Origin of the sequence: Palaeococcus pacificus DY20341 (assembly GCF_000725425.1) — an archaeon.
Classification (GTDB): Archaea; Methanobacteriota_B; Thermococci; order Thermococcales; family Thermococcaceae; genus Palaeococcus; species Palaeococcus pacificus.
The window spans coordinates 877967-895708 of record NZ_CP006019.1 but is presented as its reverse complement, the minus strand read 5'-3'; the positions used below and the strand labels follow the sequence as shown (position 1 = coordinate 895708).

The window sequence follows — 17742 nt, the reverse complement described above, 5'->3', positions numbered from 1 at the left end:
AAGTGTGGACATCCTCGTCAGGGAAATTCTCTTTCATGAGTTCAAGCACCGCTTAAATGAGTATAAGAAAGAACGATTCAACCGCTTGATTGAGCGGACTCCCCTAATTCAGATTCTTTTTGCTTCCCTTATCTTCCTCTTCTTTTCAATTGTATTTCTAAGAGCAGAAAAAATGCTGGGAGGGGGAGATGTTGTTTTTTCATCACTCATTGCATCTCTTCTAATTTTCATAACTCTAATGGCAATGCTCCTTTCAGTTGAGTTCCTCCATGCTCTCGGCCGCGTTGGGGCTTTAAAGCCTCTTTTAGCGCTTCCCATAAAGACTAGGTTTCTCCCATTCAAAACTTGGCTCAAATACTACGCCTCTCCCCTCTTCATAATGATGCTTCCATTTTATCTCAAGTCCTTTCACTATTCATGGAAGGTCCCAACTTTAGCGCTCCTTTGGACACTCGTCTCAATACTCTTAGGCTATGGCATTGGTAGTCTTTTAGCCGTCTTTTCGTTCAGGGTACAGAAGAAAAGCTTTCTTTGGAACATCCTCAGAATTGCTGGTCTAAGCTTAGTTGGAATAGCTTTGATGCTCTTCATATTCTACGGTATTCTCTTTCCAAGCACTTTTAAAAAAATAACAGCCCTAAACATCCAGCCCTACCTCTTCCCTGTCGTCCAGAGCTTGAACATCTATTATGCTATCCATGGAAAAGTGCAATGGGAGCCTCTTGCGGGGTATTTGCTCATATCCTTCACAATATTCCTGCTTGGGAATGCATTAATAGAGCGCCATTTAATAGAGGGAATGTATATATCAAAAACTAAAAGAATGTATAGAGCATTTAAGACGAGCTCCCTGCTTGCATTAGTAATAAAAGACTTGAAGCTGGGCTTTAGGAGGACATCTGTAATTTTCATCACGCTGCTTCCTCTGGTGTTCCTCATTCCCTTAATATTCCTCCAAAAGAGCGATCTCGCTACTTGGACGCTTATAATTGGCAGCACAGCGCTCATCGAGTCGCTAAATGCCCAGGTTCTTCTTATCGAAGAACATAAAAACGGCTGGTTTCTCTTTTCTTTGCCTGTAAAAGCGAAGAACTTTAGAAACTCAAAGGCTTTAACTGTCTCTATCTTGTACGTTCCTTCCATCTTCATTGGACTTTTCGCTGCTAGCCATAATGCTGTCTCCAAAAAAGAGCTTCCATTCTTGCTTGCCTTTGGATTTTTATCCAATCTCTTGATGGCAAAATTTATGGTCTGGTGGCTCACAAGAAACGCAGAAGAGGAATACACTTTAATGCCCGCTTATTTGACGATAAGCGACAGCATTATAATACTTGGACTCGCTGCAGTCTTAATAAACTTCCCTGCAGCTCTAATAAAGATCACATACCCGTTCTTGGGCCCCAGTTTAGGATATGCATTCTTAGTATTTGAGGCATTTCTGTTAGTCCTGGTCTATAAGGAAGCTTAAGCCAAGGGGCATCGGCCCGTGGGCGTATCTTCATTTAGCGCCGGCATCAGTGGAGGTGCTTTCTCCTCATCTCACCCCTCGGCAATTTAAAGTAGGAAATCATATTATTAAAGTTTACTTTATTCGAGAAAAGCCACTAAGGAGTGCCTCCATCTTGTGCCGACCTTGAATTTGATGTCTCTAACAGAATAACCAAGTTCATAGGCTCTGGTTTTAATTTCATTGAGCAGAGGTTCTTTATCTGGGAGAAAGAGTGCTACCTTGCCTCCTTCCTTTAGATAATCAATGGCTTCGACCAAGAGATGAATTGAAAAAGCTTCGCCGTATTTGCCACCACCAACTCCTTCAACGGGCGTTAGAACACCTTTGGTGGGCTTCTCATAGTAAGGCGGAGCTGAAAAAATAACATCAAACTTTTCTTCCTCTGGAACGAGACTTTTTATAATCTCGCCACCACTCTTTATGAGCCTCACATTTGCTCTGTTTCTTTCGATGTTGGATTTTGCATAGCTAAAGAACTCCTCGCTGACTTCGGTCGCCCAAACTTCACAGTTGAAAAGCTTGCTTGCCATTATTGCCATTAGAGCAGAGTGTCCAGTTCCTATCTCCAAAACCCTCTCGCCACCTCTTAGAAACGTCTTTAAGAATATGTAGCGCGAGATTGGAGGAGTAATCAAAGCTTTGGGGTGATACTCTATATCAATGTTAAAAACAGCCCTCGCGATAGCTTTGTTGTAGAGTAACCTAGCTTTCCTATCTCTAAAATCAATTTTTCCATTTTTAACATAGTTTTCAAGCTCTGGGATGACTTTTACAGCGTTTTCGATTTTTAGACCGAGCTCCTTAATTTGCCTCATGGATTAAGGTACGGAGGGGATTTTAAAATACTTATGGATTCTTCAAATTTTGCACACTATTGCTGGTAGTATGCAAAATATGGAGAGAAAAAGTTATATTTTATTGATATAAGCTTACCAATAGAGTGAAAACAATGAAAGTAACAAACAAAACTACACAAGTCGCCAGGATAACACTACCCTGTGAAAAAAGAATAGAACATTTAAGTTATGAAGTACTAGAGATGTTTGAAAACTACTACGGGGGAATCCCCATTGATGAGTGGATATGCAACTTCTGCAGGTATTCCAACAAAGTGGTGCTCGATTATGGATTAACAATAACTGTTTGCACGGCACATAGAAAAATATAAATTAAAGAAGAGCCAGAGCTGCCATAACTTTTGCATCCTCGACGATGTTCTCAATCTTTGCATATTCATTTGGCTGATGAGCCAGTTCATCTAAAGTCGCCCAAACGACTGCAGGAATGCCAAGCTTTCTGAAGTATGCTGCAAAAGTTCCTCCACCAATACCGCCTACCTTCGCATCCTTGCCTCTGAGCTTCTTTATAGCCTCTTGGAGGAGCTTAACTATCTCGCTGTCCTTTGGCGTCGGTGCTGGAGCATCCATCCTTTGGAGAACCTCAATTTCTATCTTTGGAAGTTCTCCTTTCTTGTGCTCCTCTTCCACTTGCTTTGCAAGCTCTTTTGCATCGTTCAGTATATCATCGAGCTTGTACTGCGGGAGAACTCTGCAATCAAATACAAGCTCGTGCTCTCCAGGAGCTATGTTTGGAGCATCACTTGGGTTTCCTCCCATCGTTGGTTCAAAAGTGCTTTCTGGCGGATCAAAGACCTCATCCCTAGCATTGTACTTCTCGTGGAGGAGCTTGTCCAAGCGGAGTGCGTAGTCAAGAGCAACTCTATGGGCGTTTAAACCTTTATCGGGCATGCTTGCGTGGACTTGCTTGCCCTTAACACTAATCTTCATCCAGAGTATGCTCTTCTCAGCTATCTCTATGAAAGTTCCATCCTCATTTCCTCCATCAGGCACCAAAACAAGGTCATCCTTCCTAAAGAGCTCTGGGTGCTCCTTCATGAGCCATCCAAGACCGTATTTGCTTCCCGTTTCTTCATCACTAACAAATGCCAAAATGATGGTGCGCTTGGGCCTTATGCCCAAATTCATGAGGGCCCTAACAGCATAGAGCGAAGCTACTAGGCTTTGAGTGTTGTCTTCGCTTCCTCTACCGTAGATTTTACCATCCCTAACGACCGGTTCAAAGGGCTTCGTAACAGTCCACTTGCTCAAGTCTCCCGGTGGAACTATGTCCAAATGCGTTAGAATCCACAGGCGCGGGCTCTCTTCACCCTTTTCACCATAATAGTAAGCTATTATATTGGGCCTTATCCCATTCTTAGCTCTCTCATCAGGAGCATCGTAGCGCTCAATTTTATCGAATGGCCAGTCGTTAATTATATCCAAGAGTTTCATTGCCTTGTCGTACTCCCCTTCACCACCGCTGTCTGGGCTTATAGCTGGGATTTTAATTAGCTCCATTAAGGTGTTCACCATTTCATCCCTAAGCTTCTCGACTTCCTGAGAAATCAACTCTATTGTCATCTTTACCACCACCTACAAATTAGCCATAGAAATTTAAAACTATTTTTGGTACACAAAACAAAAAGAAGGAAAAGAAATCACTCAACAACTTTCTTTCCAGTCATGTAGAGCCATCCTAAGATGGCAGCTAGGAACACAACTCCAATTATGTTGCTGCTGAAGCCGAAGGATGGAGCTTTGTTAGCAACTATTAAGCCAGCGAAGACTATACCCATCAAAGCCTCACCGGCTATCAAACCAGCTGCTCCAAGGACACCTGGGTCAGTGGCTTTCTCCTCTTTAACACCTCTTGCCTTGTCAACTAACCACCTAACGAGACCACCGATGAATATTGGAATGCCCAAGCTCAATGGTAGGTAAATTCCAACAGCAACTGGCATTACTGGTGTCCTGAACTTTGCACCTTTCTTGGCTAAGATCTCGTCAATTATGATCAAGACTATGGCGATTGCGGCACCTATGTAAACCATATTCCACTCAAGTGTTCCTTTGAAGACACCCTCTGTAACTTTAGCCATTAAGAAAGCTTGTGGAGCAGGCAATGCTCCTTCCTTGGCGGTTGGGGTTCCAGCGATACCATAAGCCTTGATGAGCAAGTTGAGGACAGGTGCCATAACCAAAGCAGCAAAGAAAGTACCAACAATCTCAAAGATTTGCTGTCTCTTTGGAGTTGCCCCAACTAAGTGTCCTGTGGCCAAATCTTGCATTGTATCTCCTGCAATAGCTGCAGCAGTACATATAACGGCCGCAACTAAGATTGTAGTTACCATTCCTTCGATTCCGCTTAATCCGAGAGCTTTAAGTACCAAAGCTGTGAAGAGTAAGCTCATGATTGTTATACCTGAAACGGGGTTGTTTGATGAACCTACAACACCAGCTAAGTATCCTGCGATTGCGCTTCCAAAGAATCCAACTATGAGCATTATTATTGCCATTACAGCAGCTATGCCAATTGAGCCTATCACGTGGGCGTAGAGGAAGAACAATGGTATGATAAACGCTGCAATTAAGATTAAGACCATGTTCATTGGCATGTCTTCTTCCGTTCTTAAGACTCTTGTTCCACCTTGTCTTACCTTTGTAGCCTCTAAACCTGCCTTTATACCTCTCTCAATTGGCTGCCTGAGTTTAATTAAGCTCCAGAGACCACCGACAACCATTGCACCTACTCCCATGTATCTTATCTTTGTGCTCCATGTGACCCAAGCAAGGTCTAAGGCGCTTAAACCGTCGGGGTTTCCACTCTTAGCAACATAGATTGGGATTGCAATGAACCAAGCTATTGCACCACCTAAGAACACGAGGAAAGCTATATTGAGGCCAACTATGTAACCAACGCTTACCAATGCTGCTGAAAGGTCGCTTCCAAGGTATAGAACCCTTGAACCTACCATCTTAGCGGTCTCAACTGTTCCACTCCAGAGACCTGAGCTTCCCAAGAACTTGTAGAGACCACCGAAGATACCACCGTAAAAGATTGGCTTTGCGTGTGAGCCACCTCTATCTCCTGCAATTAGAACATCCGCACATGCGGTACCTTCTGGGTAAGGCAGCCTCTCTTCAACGATGAATGCTCTCCTCAAGACGATGGTGAAGAGTGCACCCAATGAACCGCCCAAAGCTGCTATAATAGTGATGAGCCAATATGGGAACTCAGTGTATGCTCCTAGAACTATCAAGGCAGGGAATGTAAATATCACACCTGCTGCCAGAGATTCACCTGCTGAAGCTGCTGTCTGCACCATGTTGTTCTCAAGGATGTTCCTATCCTTAAATGCCATCAATATTGCCATCGATATAACGGCTGCGGGAATACTCGCGCTAACCGTCATACCTGCGTACATGCCCAAATATGCGTTTGCTGCACCCATTATTATAGCCAATACAATACCTAAAATAAATGCTTTTGCTGTATACTCCGGCAAGGATTTTTCTGGAGGAATATATGGTTTTAGCTCCATCTTATTTACCCCCAAAGTTTTTTCATTGCTAAAAAAATTTTCATTAATATAAAACATTTTTGGTTGTATATCAACTATAAACCTCTCTAATTGTTGAACTACAAATGGATATTAATGACAAAATGTTAACATAAAACCATCATAGTGTTCATTATCGTAGAAACAAGTGCATTAATGACCATTAGTTACAATTTATAGGTATTTTTGTAGTTTTTGATTAATAAACATTGCTTATAATGATTTGGCATGTAATTCTAGTGCTTTCCAAATATCTTATATACCAACTTCGCGAATACACAAACATCTGCAAAAAGAAGTGGGAGGGTATAGGATGGAAATCGTATTTCTAGGCAGCGGCGGCGGTAGATTTATAACAATAACTCAAATGCGCTCTACAGGCGGTTTTTTCCTTAAATCCAGCAAGAACATATACGTTGACCCTGGCCCGGGTGCACTGGTAAGGTCTTGGCGCTACAAGATAGACCCAAGAAAACTCGACGCAATCTTCGTTTCCCACAGACACGTTGATCACTGCAACGATACGGAAGTTATGGTAGAAGGAATGACTATTGGAGTTACAAAAAAGAGAGGAATTCTGATAGCCTCAAAAAGCGTTGTGGAAGGGGATGAAACTCATACTCCAGCCATCTCAAAATATCATCTTGATTCTCTTGAGGAAATCTATGTTGTAAAGCCAGGTGACAAAATAAAGCTCGGAGAAGATGAGATGAGTATAACTCCCTCAGTTCACTCCGATCCAACAACTATCGGCTTTCGGTTAAAGACAAAAGAGGGTTATATCTCATACATTCCAGACACAGAGTATTTTAAAGAACTAAAAGAAATCCACGAAGGCTCAAGGGTTATAATAGCCTCAGTAACAAGACCAAAAGATATGAAAATCCCATACCACTTGACTGTGGAGGATGTCGTGTACATGCTGAAAGACATGAAGGAGAAGCCGGAGCTTTTTATAATGAGCCACGTCGGAATGAAAATGCACTTTGCAAATCCCTACAAAGAAGCACAGTTTATACAAAATGTCACAGGGGTAAAGACAATAGTGGCAAAAGAAGGTCTTAGGGTCAGGATAACTGAAAACGAAATAACGCTAAAAACGCTCCGCCCAATTAGAAATGTATAAAACAAAAATATCAAGAAGAGAGTGATGAAACAGTCTTAACAACCAAAGTATGGGCCATATCAAAGAGTTCCTTTCTTCTTTTTTCTGTTGTTCCCTCAACGACGACTCTAATCTTCGGCTCAGTTCCACTCGGCCTCACTAAAACCCAAGAGCCGTCCTTAAGGTTTAACCTTATTCCTGACATTGTTAAAACTTCCTCAACTTCATCAGCAAGCTTCTCTTGAAGCTTCTCTTTAACCCTCTCCATTACCTTGGATTTAACTTCGTCAGGACATTTAACATTCTTTTTAATTAGGTAGTACTTTGGGATGTCCTTAATGATTTCTGAGAGAGGCTTGCCTTCCTTATCAATTATTTTCGCTAGGAGGCCAATTGTCACAAAGCTGTCTATCCAGAGGCCAAACTTCGGGTGAATGAACTTCCACGGCTCGCTTGCAAAAACAGCGCCGTATTTTTTAATTCCATCATGAAGCTGTCCTAAAGGAACACGATAAACCTTTCCACCTGCTTCCTCCACGACTTTGTCTATCCTAAAGCTCGTGTTTATTGAAGTTACTACATTCCCACCGCCGTTTTCTTCAACGTAAAGCTTTGCAAAGAGAGCTATTAATGTGTCCTCTTCGATATAGTTGCCCTTTTCATCGAAAACTGCTATTCTATCTGCATCTCCATCTTGGGCTATTGCTAAGTCCATTCCAAGTTCTCTAACGAGGTTGCTCAAGTATGCTATGTTCTCATACCTTGGCTCCGATTTTCTTCCCGGGAAGTGCCCGTCTGGCTGGGCGTTTAGCGTTATAACTTTAGCACCCATTTTTCGTAAGAGATAAGGCGTTATTAAACTTCCAGCGCCATTCCCCATGTCCAAAAGAACTTTGAGCTCTGTCTCATGATTAACATAGTCTAAAATAGCGTTGATGTAGTCGTTCTTTAAATCCCTATCCACAACATAGCCGATTTCGTCCCATTTGGCCTTTTTGTAGCTCTGAGAGAATATTATTTCTTCGAGCTTCTCTTCCTCCTCTAAGAAGAACTCTATGCCCCTGTCGTTGAACACTTTAATGCCATTGTCTGCTGGTGGATTGTGAGATGCGGTAATCATAACACCGGCGTTTCCAAGTCTGTTCGTTGCCCAAGCCAGCATAGGGGTTGGAACTAGGCCAAGCCGTATGACATCTACTCCCACACTCAAGAGTCCACTTACAATAGCGTTCTCCAGCATTACGCTTGACGTCCTTACATCTCTTCCCACTACAACAGTGCCTTCTTGGATATACGTTCCTAAAGCCTTTCCAACGTTCAACGCCAACTCTGGAGTAACTTTTGAATCAATAGGACCTCTAATACCTGCTGTTCCGAAGAGCTTCACAGTCACCACCAAGCTAATCTTGGGGATCCATTTATATAGCTTTTTGATATGAAAATGTCAATCTTTCTTATAGATGGCCAAGCCCTTGTAATTCTCAAGCTTTAGTTCGCGAGGCATTTCGTCGAGAGAAAAGGGAAGGATGTATGCAGGAACCCCAAGTTTTCTCGCAAGCTCTAAAATCGGCCTTACAATTTCCGGAGTCGGTCTCACTGCGTACACGATTTTAACACCTTCGTAAAGCATTAAGTTTGGTTTAAAAACGTCATCTACATAAGCTTTGATGCCAAGCTCTTGAGCTTTTTCGACGGCATTTTTATTCCAGTCCACCACAAAAACATCTAAACCGAGCTCTTTTAGCTTTAATGCCACTTTAAAGTTAAATCCAACACCAATTTCAGCGAGTTTCCCATTTCTGGCTTTTTGTGCTAGATATTCAGCAAAGGCCTCCATAAGCATCGGAGAGAAAATGGAAAAAAAATTTAAAAGACTTTCGAAGGGCTAAAAGACCACTTTTTTAGTGCCCTTATCAAAGATGTGGATTTTATTCATATCAAATACCACATCAATTTCAGTCCCTTCACGAACTTTTGACTCTGCATGGAAAGATCCCAAAAACATTATATCTCCGACCCTTAAGTGAACTATTTTTTCACTACCAAGGTTCTCTACAATATCAACGAAGGCCTTAACCATGTTTTCTCCTGGAATCTTCACTTGAGCAAAGAACGCATCATAAATGTCTTCGGGCCTAATACCAAAAATAACTTCTTTCCCTATGTACCCCTGCTCTCTTAGCACCTCGACTTGACCATCAAGGAGCTTTAGCTTAAACTCTCCGAAGTCAACCCAAACACCTTTATCATCCTCAGTAATCGACGCATCTATGAAGTTCATTGGTGGTGAGCCAATAAAGCCTCCGACGAAGGTATTCGCTGGGCTGTTATATACTTCATCGGGGGTGCCAACCTGCTGCAGTTCTCCCGCATTTATAACTGCAACTCTGTCACCCATTGTCATTGCTTCTACTTGATCGTGAGTAACGTAAATTGTAGTAACTCCCAGCTGCTTCTGGAGCTTCTTTAACTCCGCACGCATTTTCACTCTCAGCTTTGCATCCAAATTCGATAGAGGCTCGTCCATGAGGAAGACTTGAGGCTTTCTCACTATTGCTCTTCCCAATGCAACTCTTTGTCTTTGGCCACCGCTTAATTCTCTGGGTTTTCTATGCAAGAGCTCTGTTAAGCCTAGCATTTCTGCGACTTCTCTAACTCTTTGGTCGATTTCCTGCTTGGGGACTTTTCTGAGTTTAAGTGGGAATGCAATGTTGTCGTAAACCGTCATGTGTGGGTAGAGAGCATAGCTTTGAAAAACCATTGCAATGTCTCTGTCTTTTGGCGGGATGAATACACCTTTTTCTGGGTCTGCTACGAGTTTATCACCGATATATATCTGTCCTTTGCTGGGTTCCTCCAAGCCTGATATCATTCTGAGAGTTGTGGTTTTACCACAACCACTTGGCCCCAAAAACACAATGAACTCTCCATCTTTGATTTCTAAATTCATGTTTTTAACAGCTGCAAAGTCTCCGAAAATCTTCCAAACTCCTTCCAAGCGAACTTCTGCCATTGTACTCCCCCCTAAAAAATTTTAAAGGAGGAACTACTTCCTCCTGAGCAGCACTGGTACTAAAGCTAAGGCTATTATTATCGCAGGCCCACATATTCCTCCTTCCTCAGCGGGTGATGTTGTTGTAGTCGAAGTAGGACTAGTGGTGCTCGTAGTTGTTGTGGTGGTTGTAGTTGTGGTTGAGGTGGTTGTTGTTTCGGTAGGTGTTTCAGTGGTTGTTTGTGTTGGTTTAGCACCCTCAATTATTGGAATCATGAAAACTACAGCTCTTTTTCCGTTGTCTGCATCATAGCTCTTTAGCATCTCTTCTTGCGTTGGGGTAACCCCTTGAGGCACCAAAAGATCATAAACTCTTGGAGCGACACCTGCAATAACAGCTTGAACGTCTGCACCGCCACCTTTCCACTCCTCAGCATCAACGGCTACTGGCCTCCACTTATCAGGGCCATAACCATCTTGTGAACCAACTAATATAGCTGCGTAAAGACCGTAGTCCTCACTTATCTCTAAGTACTCCTTTGGAACCTCAACAATTATAGCGTTCTTTATTGGGTCCGCGCTTATTTTGAGCTCTCCTTGAATTGCTTCCTCACCTGGCACTAAGATTATGTTTCCATAGTCCCAGCCGGCTATCCTCAAAGCTAAGTCCCACGGATGGTTAGGATCAAGATCCACATTGCTTCCTGGTCCGTCCGGGAACATCTTTATAGCACTTGAATTTCCGCCCTCCTTGAAGTCAAAGTAAGCTTCAATTATCTGCAAACTGAAGCCATTTGGTCCGTTCCATGGATTGTCCCCCAAATCTTTAAAGTAGAACTCCAAAACCCATTTGTCATTGCTTTCACTCATTTTGAACTTGAGTAAGTCTAAGTGGCCTGGAACAAACACTTTATTCGTTGCATAAACATAAGTTCCAGGACCATAGTCATCTCCCTCTGGGTCGTTTAGCGCAATTCCTTGTTTTAGGAGTGGGAGCATCTTAACTGTGGCCAAGGTTTTGCTTTGGGCGTCGTAGCTCTTTAACATCTCCTCTTGTGTTGGCTTAACACCTTTGGGCACTAAGATATCGTAGACTCTTGGAGCTACACCTTCAATGACAGCTTGAACGTCTGCACCGCCGCCCTTCCATTCCTCGGCGTCAACACCTATAGGTCTCCATTTATCCGGTCCATAGCCATCTTGAGAGCCAACTAATATAGCGCCGTAGAGGCCGTAGTCCTCATTTATCTCTAAGTACTCTTTTGGAACTTTCACTATTATGGCATTCTTTGTGGGGTCTGCAGAAATTTGGAGCTCTCCTTGCTTTGACTCCCCATCGGGTAACACAATTAAGTTTCCATAGTCCCAGCCAGCTATCCTAAAGGCTATATCCCATGGATGCTCATCGTCAAGCTTAACATTGCTTCCTGGTCCGTCTGGGAACATCTTTATAGCACTTGAATTTCCACCCTCTTTGAAGTCAAAGTAAACCTCAATTATTTGAAGGCTGAAGCCGTTTGGCCCATTCCATGGGTTGTCTCCCAAATCCTTGAAGTAGAACTCCATAACATAAGCATCCGTTTGTTCAAGCATTCTGAATCTAAGCAAATCTAAATGTCCTGGTACAAAGACTTTATTCGTTGCATAAACATAAGTTCCAGGACCATAGTCATCCCCTTCAATGTCTTCCATGTCTATAATAGGAACACCTTTGACTTCCATTGGGAGTCTAAGCTCTATTGGTGTGGTTATGACTTCAAGCTCGCCATTTTTAACTGTTGAAACCGCAAAGTAGAAGTCCTGAGGAGTCTCTATGTAGTCGAATGGCACTACTATCTCAACTCCTCCTTCAATCTGTTTAACTTCTGCATCTCCTAGTTTTTCGCTGTTCTCATAGTCCTTGGCTCCATAAATCTCTGCTTTTCCATCTTTGTATACTACATGCTTTGTAATTAATAGGCCAATGCTGTCCTTGTTGTAGGGGAATAAGTCGTATCTAAACTCCTTTGGCTTCTCTTGGAGCAGAGTGAAAGTATTTCCTACAACTTTACCTGGTTCCCAGAGGCTTATCTCAAAAGCATCAATACCCTTAACGATGAAGTGCATTCCATCGCTATCAAAATATGCTTCAACACCCTCTGCCAAGGAGGACAAGCTTGTCCAACCCTTTTTCTCTCCTTCACTGATTCCAGCTAGCTCTCTAACCTTATATGGTTCTCCATCAGGGAAGTAGTTGCCATAGAGGTAGCTTGGAGGCTCCATACCTGCAAATTTGTACATTTCATAGAGGTAGAGCTTTAAATAGCGGTCGAAAGCTTGGTCCTCACCGCTGAACTGATCACTACCGTACCACCAGAACCAATCGCTTGCCTCGGCCCTAAGCAAATACTCATAAGCCCTACTCCACTCTTCAGCACTCATCTTATCTTTGTTATCGAAAAGGGCTTTTCTTCCTAAGTAGAGCCAGTACCAGCCGACGTTCTCCTGGGGCTCACCTATCCAAGTACTTAAAGTACCATCGACCCAGCTAGATTCGGTCCACTGTTGCTCTTCTTTAATGCCAACCATCTTGTAAAGCTCGCCCAAGCTCTCTGCACTTAAGAGCTTTTGAACATTTTCTTCCTTGCTCAAGTCTAAGCGCTCAAATTGCTGAGGAGTAAGCTTATTGGCCTTATCACCATAGAGCTCTATGTACTCACTTGGAGTCAGCGTTCTAATTAATCCCTTTTGTTGAAGCTCGCTCAGCTTTTTGTAAAGTTCCTCAAGGAAGAGTTTACCGTCAAATGGGTAGTGCTCCCATGGATTTTCTCCATCAAGAGTTACAACATAGACCAAGCTTCCATCGATGTTCTCTTTTTGAATCCTCAACAGTTCATTAGCAAAGTCCTCAACTGCCTGCTTTTGGTTCATTCCACCATATGTGAACCCTACTCTATCGCTCAGGTCGTGATTTCTTGGGAAGAGATAAATCTTCTTACCGTTGAATTCAGCCACCCAAGGCCTGTAGTAGTTTTCTATGGTGTTTGGAATACCCATCCTATCGAGAACCATCTGATCAGTCATTACCCATTGCCAGTCGTTGTTTGCCAAAATTTCAAGCGTTTTATCGTTAAGAGCACTTTCTGCCGCCCATCCTCCTTTTGGAGTAACTTTACCGCCTCCTAAATATTCCTTGTAAAGTTCATGAGCTTTCTTAACGTGAGCATCAAAGTCACTTTCCCACCCAAAGTCATTCAAAATTGGGCCTATTGGATGAGCATACGGCACAACAGTTATTTCAACGTTTCCATTGCCCAAAAGGTAGTTGATTTTCTCATGCTCCTCAAAAGTATGATTTAAGAGCCACATTTGGTGATCGAGAACTGTTTTAACGTCATCCCTAGTGTAGCCGCCTTGGTTTCTCTTCTCATAGAGTACCTTTAGGTCATCATGCTCCATGATGTAGTTGTAGTCTATCCACGCTAAGTTGAAGAGAACCGCAATGTCTATATAATCCTGTTCGCTGAACTCTGAGGTTATCTTCTCCTTCTGCTCATCTAAGGGTAAATCTCCATACTTTTTGAAGGCATTTACCCGTTTATCTTTCAGCTCAGTATAACGCTTCCATTGCTCTCTATACGGATTTCCATTTTTATCAGCGACAGGTTCCCCATTCCAAGGTATTGTATGGTCGAAGAATCCTCCTGGAGCTTGGAGCATGAACCATTTTTCATCAAGCGTCAGCTCCTCACCATTGGCTATCTTCTCCGTAACGATTTGATACATGTCTTTCTTTCCATTCATGTAATCTGCAAGCTGCGCTATTAGAGAGCCCGAAAGGTCTATCGTAGCGTGAACCTCAGGATATTGGCTCAAATAATTGGCCATCTTCCAGTAGTTATTCGCCGCATGGAGCCTAACCCAAGGTCTTATGTAAACATCTTGAATTGGGTCATAGTAATAGGGCTGGTGTTGGTGCCATACTATAACCACGTTTAATGGTTTTGGCTCCTCAGCTTTCACTGGGACAACTGCAAAAACACTTACAAAGACTAAAAAAATTGCAAGCAGGGAAAGCAGCTTCTTCATTTTCACCACCTCATTCCTTTAAACCACCCATTGTTAAGCCGCTTCTAACATAATTTTGGGCGAGCAGGAACATTATAAACACAGGGAGTGCAAATATTAGCGCCGCAGCAGCAAATTGGTTCCATGAAACCGCTCTTAAGTTGCTGAGCATGGTGTAAATCCACACCGTAAGGGGATGATTCTCTTGATTGAGTAGTAGATTGGCCAATATAAGCTCCGTCCATCCTCCAATGAAGGCAAATATTGCAACGGTTGCTAATCCTGGCAAAGCCATTGGAATAAGCACATGTCTTATTATCTGGAGATAGCTTGCTCCATCAACTAGTGCAGCTTCATCAAAATCCGGAGATATTGAATCCAGATATGACTTTAAGAGCCAAGTATTGAAGGGAACTCCTCCCGCAGCATATATGAACGGCAGTATGTAGAGATTGTTTGTTAGGTGCAGCTTAACGAGCATACCATACAATGCTACCAATCCCGCTATTCCGAGACCACCAGCAACTTGAGTGAACATCAGGTAGAAATAAAGCACGTGCTCTCTTCCAAAGAACTGGAGTCTTGAGAAAGCATATGCTGCGGGAATAACGAACAACAGAGTAAGTATCACTGTTAAAGTCGCTAATATTAAGCTCCTTTTCATGTAATCTAGCGCTTGTCCTCCAATCTTCTTCAGTATAATGTAAGCGAAGTTGTGTATTTCAATTGTTCCATCTTTAGCACTTATTTTGCCTCCATCTTTTAGAGTTATTTCAATGTTCTTAGCTTCATAAGTGTCCTCTCCAGTCTTTTCAAACATTGATAAGTCCACAGGAGCATCTTGAATGTTGCTCACTTTGATTACAATTTTTTGGGCCTTCACCTGCAGGTTTTTAACAGCTGTTGAAGCTGCAATCTCATCTGCTTCTAGTTTGGCATATTCTCCATTTACAATTCTAGTTTCTCCGCTTTCAGTTGTCTCTTCTCCACCTTTTTTCTCAAGTATTTTGACATTGATTAAATTAAACCTCGCAGACAGTGTGGGCTTTCCGGTTATCGTGCCGCCCTCAATAATAACCTCGTATCTGTTCAGTGCATCTTTTATAACAGCGCTTTTGCTCTCCAATGAGAACTCCTTTGTCTTTAGCGTCACCTCACTATGCCCAATCAAGATTTCCTTGTAGTTCTCCCACGTAATCTCTTTGGGTATGAGTTCAATTTGGCTAGTGGCAAGTGCACCTGAGGGCTTTATTGAGACCGTAAACATGTAATACACGGGAAAGAGAATGATAGCCATTACTGCAAGTGCAAAGAGTGTCATCAATACACTCTTCAAAAGCTCATCCTTTCTTTTGGGCAGCTCAAAGCTAATCTTCATCCTCTAGCACCCTCCTGTAGTTTGGTGATTCTCATATTGACAAACATGTACACGGCAAGCACTATCGTGGCTATTAAAAGAATCGCTGCTGCTTTTCCATATTGGGGCACAGATGAACCGAAGGCTTTTCTATATCCATAGAGCAACAAGAATCTATCCTCAAAGAGGTTGCTGTTGTATATAAAGGGCACTAGGAAATACTGAAAACTCGCTGCAGAGGTTAGTATCGTTGTGAAAGCTATTGGCTTGCTAACTATTGGGATAATTACCTTTGTAAGTCTCTGCCAGTAGCTTGCACCATCCACAATAGCAGCCTCTACTAGGGTGTCCGGAACAGATTGCAAAGCAGAGGTAATTACTGTCATCATGAATGGATATGCGAGCCAAACCTCTATTATGTTAAGAGAGACAAATCCCCATGTAATATTTGTCATCCAATTTGGAGGATTGACAATTCCCATGCTCTTGAGAAGAATATTGATAGGCCCTACAACAGGATCAAACATAAAACGCCATACCATAACAGAGAAGAGCAAAGGCAGCGCCCAAGGAATTATCAGGAGAGCTCTATAAAGAGCTTTTCCCTTAACATATTTGTTATTGTACAAAACACTCAGAAAAACCCCCACAACAACTTTTAGAGTCACACTTGTAGCTACAAATACCCACGTCCACATAAAGGCAGTTCTAAACTTTGAGTCACTCAAAGCCCACTTAAAGTTTTCCAACCCGACAAACCTAAGCGGTTCAGCTCCCGGAGCTTGAATAGGGAAGTTTCCAAGCTTAGCGTTCGTGAATGCTATGAAAATCGAATAGAGTATTGGGTAAATGTTGAAAAACAAGAATGCCGCCATTCCCGGGAGTATTAAACCAAGAGCCGCAGTAATTTTTTTGTCCATGTTCTCACCTCCTCAAGCCAAAAAACATAGAGAAGAAAAAAGAAATCATCCTTGTATGTTAGCCAATATTTCCTCTTGGGAGGCTTGGAGTGCCTCTTCTAATGTTTGTTTTCCACCTATAACATTAGTAATTGCTGTGGCAACTGGGCCCCAAACAGCACCCATCTCTGGACTCTTTGGCATTGGAATAGCATATTGAACAGCTTGACCAAAGCCATATAATAGGGGATCATTTTGGATTTCTGGGTCGTTGAGAACCTCAGTAAGAACTGGGATGTAACCGTTTTCTAAAGCTAAAGTCTTAATGACTTCTGGGTTTGTGGTAAACCACTCTAAGAACGTCCAGACGGCATCTTTGTTCTTAACGGTCTTTGCGACATAGATGAGTTTAACACCACCATATGGGTGTGGGCGGTGTTGGTCATCAATCGCTGGTAGTGGAACAACTCCAAAGTTGATGCCCGCCTTCTTAACATCAGGAATGCTCCATGGACCGTTAATCATGAGTGGCGCCTTTCCATCGTGGAATAAGCTCACTTGAGCGTTGTAGTCTTGGGTTTGGGCCATATATGGGTAGATGTTATCAAAGAAGAACTTGAAGCCTTGAAGTGTCTCGGGCTTGTCTAAGCCTGGTTGCTTAGTATCATCATCAAAGTAGTAGCCTCCAAAAGCGTGAACCCATCCTGAAAGGAAGTATGGATCAATTGGGCTCGCAAGTCCATATGTGTCTTGATCTGGGTTGTAATACTTCTCCATAATTGCCTTCATCTCATCAAAAGTCTTTGGTGGTTCTGAAACCAAATCTTTATTGTAAATTAAAGCAACAGTTTCAGCGGCAAATGGCATTGCATAATAGTGGCCACCATACTCAATTGCATCTTGCCCCATTGGGCTGAGCTTGTTAAGAACCTCAGGTGTCACATACTCATCAATTGGTTCTAATAATCCAGCCTCGGCAAATTTTCCAATCCAATCGTGGGCCCAAATGAATAAGTCTGGGCCTTGTCCTGCAGGAATTGCAGCTTTAAGAGAAGTCTCAAGGTCGGCCTTTTGCTCCAATTGCACATCAATATCTGGGTGCTCAATCTCAAACTCAGCAATTAAATCTTCAAAAGCTTTTAGTTCTTCAGGCCCAATAGCATGCCAGAGAACTATTGTGGTTTTTTCTTGGGTGGTAGTGGTGGTAGTTTCACTTGGTGTGCTAGTTGTAGTTGTTGTAGTTGGCGTTGAAGTGGTCGAAGTAGTAGTTTCGGTTGTGCTGGTTGTAGTTTCCCCACCACCTATACAGCCGCTCGCCACAACGGCAAAGGCCATTATTCCAATTAAAAACAGCCCCAACATACCTTTCTTCATGTTCATTCACCTTATGATGTAGTCATCCCTAAGTATCATCAACAGTGATATATATACCT

General features: G+C 42.6%; 13 protein-coding genes. 3 read left to right on the top strand and 10 right to left on the bottom strand.

Annotated elements, in window-relative coordinates; all coding sequences use genetic code 11:
• The first annotated feature begins 4 nt into the window (after positions 1-4).
• Positions 5-1468 carry a hypothetical protein gene (locus PAP_RS05005; protein ID WP_048164982.1) on the top strand — a complete coding sequence of 488 codons (1464 nt, stop codon included), beginning with the start codon at positions 5-7 and terminating at the stop codon, positions 1466-1468.
• A 119-nt stretch (positions 1469-1587) separates the two neighbouring features.
• Here PAP_RS05005 and PAP_RS05000 read toward each other — a convergent pair whose 3' ends face one another.
• On the bottom strand, positions 1588-2325 hold the full coding sequence (locus PAP_RS05000; protein WP_048164981.1) for an RlmF-related methyltransferase: 738 nt from the start codon (positions 2323-2325) through the stop codon (positions 1588-1590).
• 125 nt (positions 2326-2450) lie between these two features.
• On the opposite strand from PAP_RS05000, the gene PAP_RS04995 reads away from it, so the two are divergent.
• The gene (locus tag PAP_RS04995) at positions 2451-2678 is read left to right on the top strand and encodes a hypothetical protein (RefSeq protein WP_144367993.1); all 228 of its coding nucleotides are present in this window, start codon (positions 2451-2453) and stop codon (positions 2676-2678) included.
• A 1-nt stretch (position 2679) separates the two neighbouring features.
• On the opposite strand, the gene PAP_RS04990 is transcribed toward PAP_RS04995, so the two are convergent.
• Positions 2680-3930, bottom strand: coding sequence for a M20 family metallo-hydrolase (locus PAP_RS04990; protein WP_048164979.1), 1251 nt, complete (start codon positions 3928-3930; stop codon positions 2680-2682).
• 77 nt (positions 3931-4007) lie between these two features.
• Positions 4008-5891, bottom strand: a complete 1884-nt coding sequence (locus PAP_RS04985; protein ID WP_048164978.1) for an OPT family oligopeptide transporter — start codon at positions 5889-5891, stop codon at positions 4008-4010.
• 331 nt (positions 5892-6222) lie between these two features.
• Here PAP_RS04985 and PAP_RS04980 point away from each other — a divergent pair, with 331 nt between their 5' ends.
• A complete protein-coding gene (locus tag PAP_RS04980) occupies positions 6223-7035 on the top strand; it encodes an MBL fold metallo-hydrolase (RefSeq protein ID WP_048164977.1) in 813 nt (270 codons plus the stop codon).
• A 10-nt stretch (positions 7036-7045) separates the two neighbouring features.
• Here the strand turns inward: PAP_RS04980 and glmM are convergent, their stop codons facing one another.
• The 7 genes from glmM to PAP_RS04945 are packed head-to-tail and all read right to left on the bottom strand — an operon-like array spanning position 7046 to position 17683.
• Positions 7046-8401, bottom strand: a complete 1356-nt coding sequence (gene glmM, locus PAP_RS04975; protein ID WP_048164976.1) for a phosphoglucosamine mutase — start codon at positions 8399-8401, stop codon at positions 7046-7048.
• Positions 8402-8458: 57 nt separating this feature from the next.
• Positions 8459-8857: a UPF0146 family protein gene (locus PAP_RS04970; RefSeq protein ID WP_048164975.1), complete on the bottom strand. Its 399-nt coding sequence runs from the start codon at positions 8855-8857 to the stop codon at positions 8459-8461.
• 42 nt (positions 8858-8899) lie between these two features.
• Positions 8900-10027 carry an ABC transporter ATP-binding protein gene (locus PAP_RS04965; protein WP_048164974.1) on the bottom strand — a complete coding sequence of 376 codons (1128 nt, stop codon included), beginning with the start codon at positions 10025-10027 and terminating at the stop codon, positions 8900-8902.
• Between the two features lie 33 nt (positions 10028-10060).
• Entirely contained in the window at positions 10061-14074 is a 4014-nt protein-coding gene (locus PAP_RS04960; protein ID WP_048164973.1) for a glucodextranase DOMON-like domain-containing protein, read from the bottom strand.
• Positions 14075-14084: 10 nt separating this feature from the next.
• Entirely contained in the window at positions 14085-15431 is a 1347-nt protein-coding gene (locus PAP_RS04955; RefSeq protein ID WP_048164972.1) for an ABC transporter permease subunit, read from the bottom strand.
• On the bottom strand, positions 15428-16330 hold the full coding sequence (locus tag PAP_RS04950; protein WP_048164971.1) for a carbohydrate ABC transporter permease: 903 nt from the start codon (positions 16328-16330) through the stop codon (positions 15428-15430). The genes PAP_RS04955 and PAP_RS04950 overlap by 4 nt, the downstream gene beginning before the upstream one ends.
• Positions 16331-16375: 45 nt before the next feature.
• Entirely contained in the window at positions 16376-17683 is a 1308-nt protein-coding gene (locus PAP_RS04945) for an extracellular solute-binding protein (RefSeq protein ID WP_048164970.1), read from the bottom strand.
• Positions 17684-17742 lie beyond the last annotated feature (59 nt).

Bases quoted from the DNA above. Each gene is read 5' to 3' on its own strand.
- PAP_RS05000 (WP_048164981.1), bottom strand. From the start codon at position 2,325: ATGAGGCAAATTAAGGAGCTCGGTCTAAAAATCGAAAACGCTGTAAAA.
- PAP_RS04990 (WP_048164979.1), bottom strand. From the start codon at position 3,930: ATGACAATAGAGTTGATTTCTCAGGAAGTCGAGAAGCTTAGGGATGAA.
- PAP_RS04985 (WP_048164978.1), bottom strand. From the start codon at position 5,891: ATGGAGCTAAAACCATATATTCCTCCAGAAAAATCCTTGCCGGAGTAT.
- PAP_RS04980 (WP_048164977.1), top strand. From the start codon at position 6,223: ATGGAAATCGTATTTCTAGGCAGCGGCGGCGGTAGATTTATAACAATA.
- PAP_RS04970 (WP_048164975.1), bottom strand. From the start codon at position 8,857: ATGCTTATGGAGGCCTTTGCTGAATATCTAGCACAAAAAGCCAGAAAT.
- PAP_RS04965 (WP_048164974.1), bottom strand. From the start codon at position 10,027: ATGGCAGAAGTTCGCTTGGAAGGAGTTTGGAAGATTTTCGGAGACTTT.
- PAP_RS04960 (WP_048164973.1), bottom strand. From the start codon at position 14,074: ATGAAGAAGCTGCTTTCCCTGCTTGCAATTTTTTTAGTCTTTGTAAGT.
- PAP_RS04955 (WP_048164972.1), bottom strand. From the start codon at position 15,431: ATGAAGATTAGCTTTGAGCTGCCCAAAAGAAAGGATGAGCTTTTGAAG.
- PAP_RS04950 (WP_048164971.1), bottom strand. From the start codon at position 16,330: ATGGACAAAAAAATTACTGCGGCTCTTGGTTTAATACTCCCGGGAATG.
- PAP_RS04945 (WP_048164970.1), bottom strand. From the start codon at position 17,683: ATGAAGAAAGGTATGTTGGGGCTGTTTTTAATTGGAATAATGGCCTTT.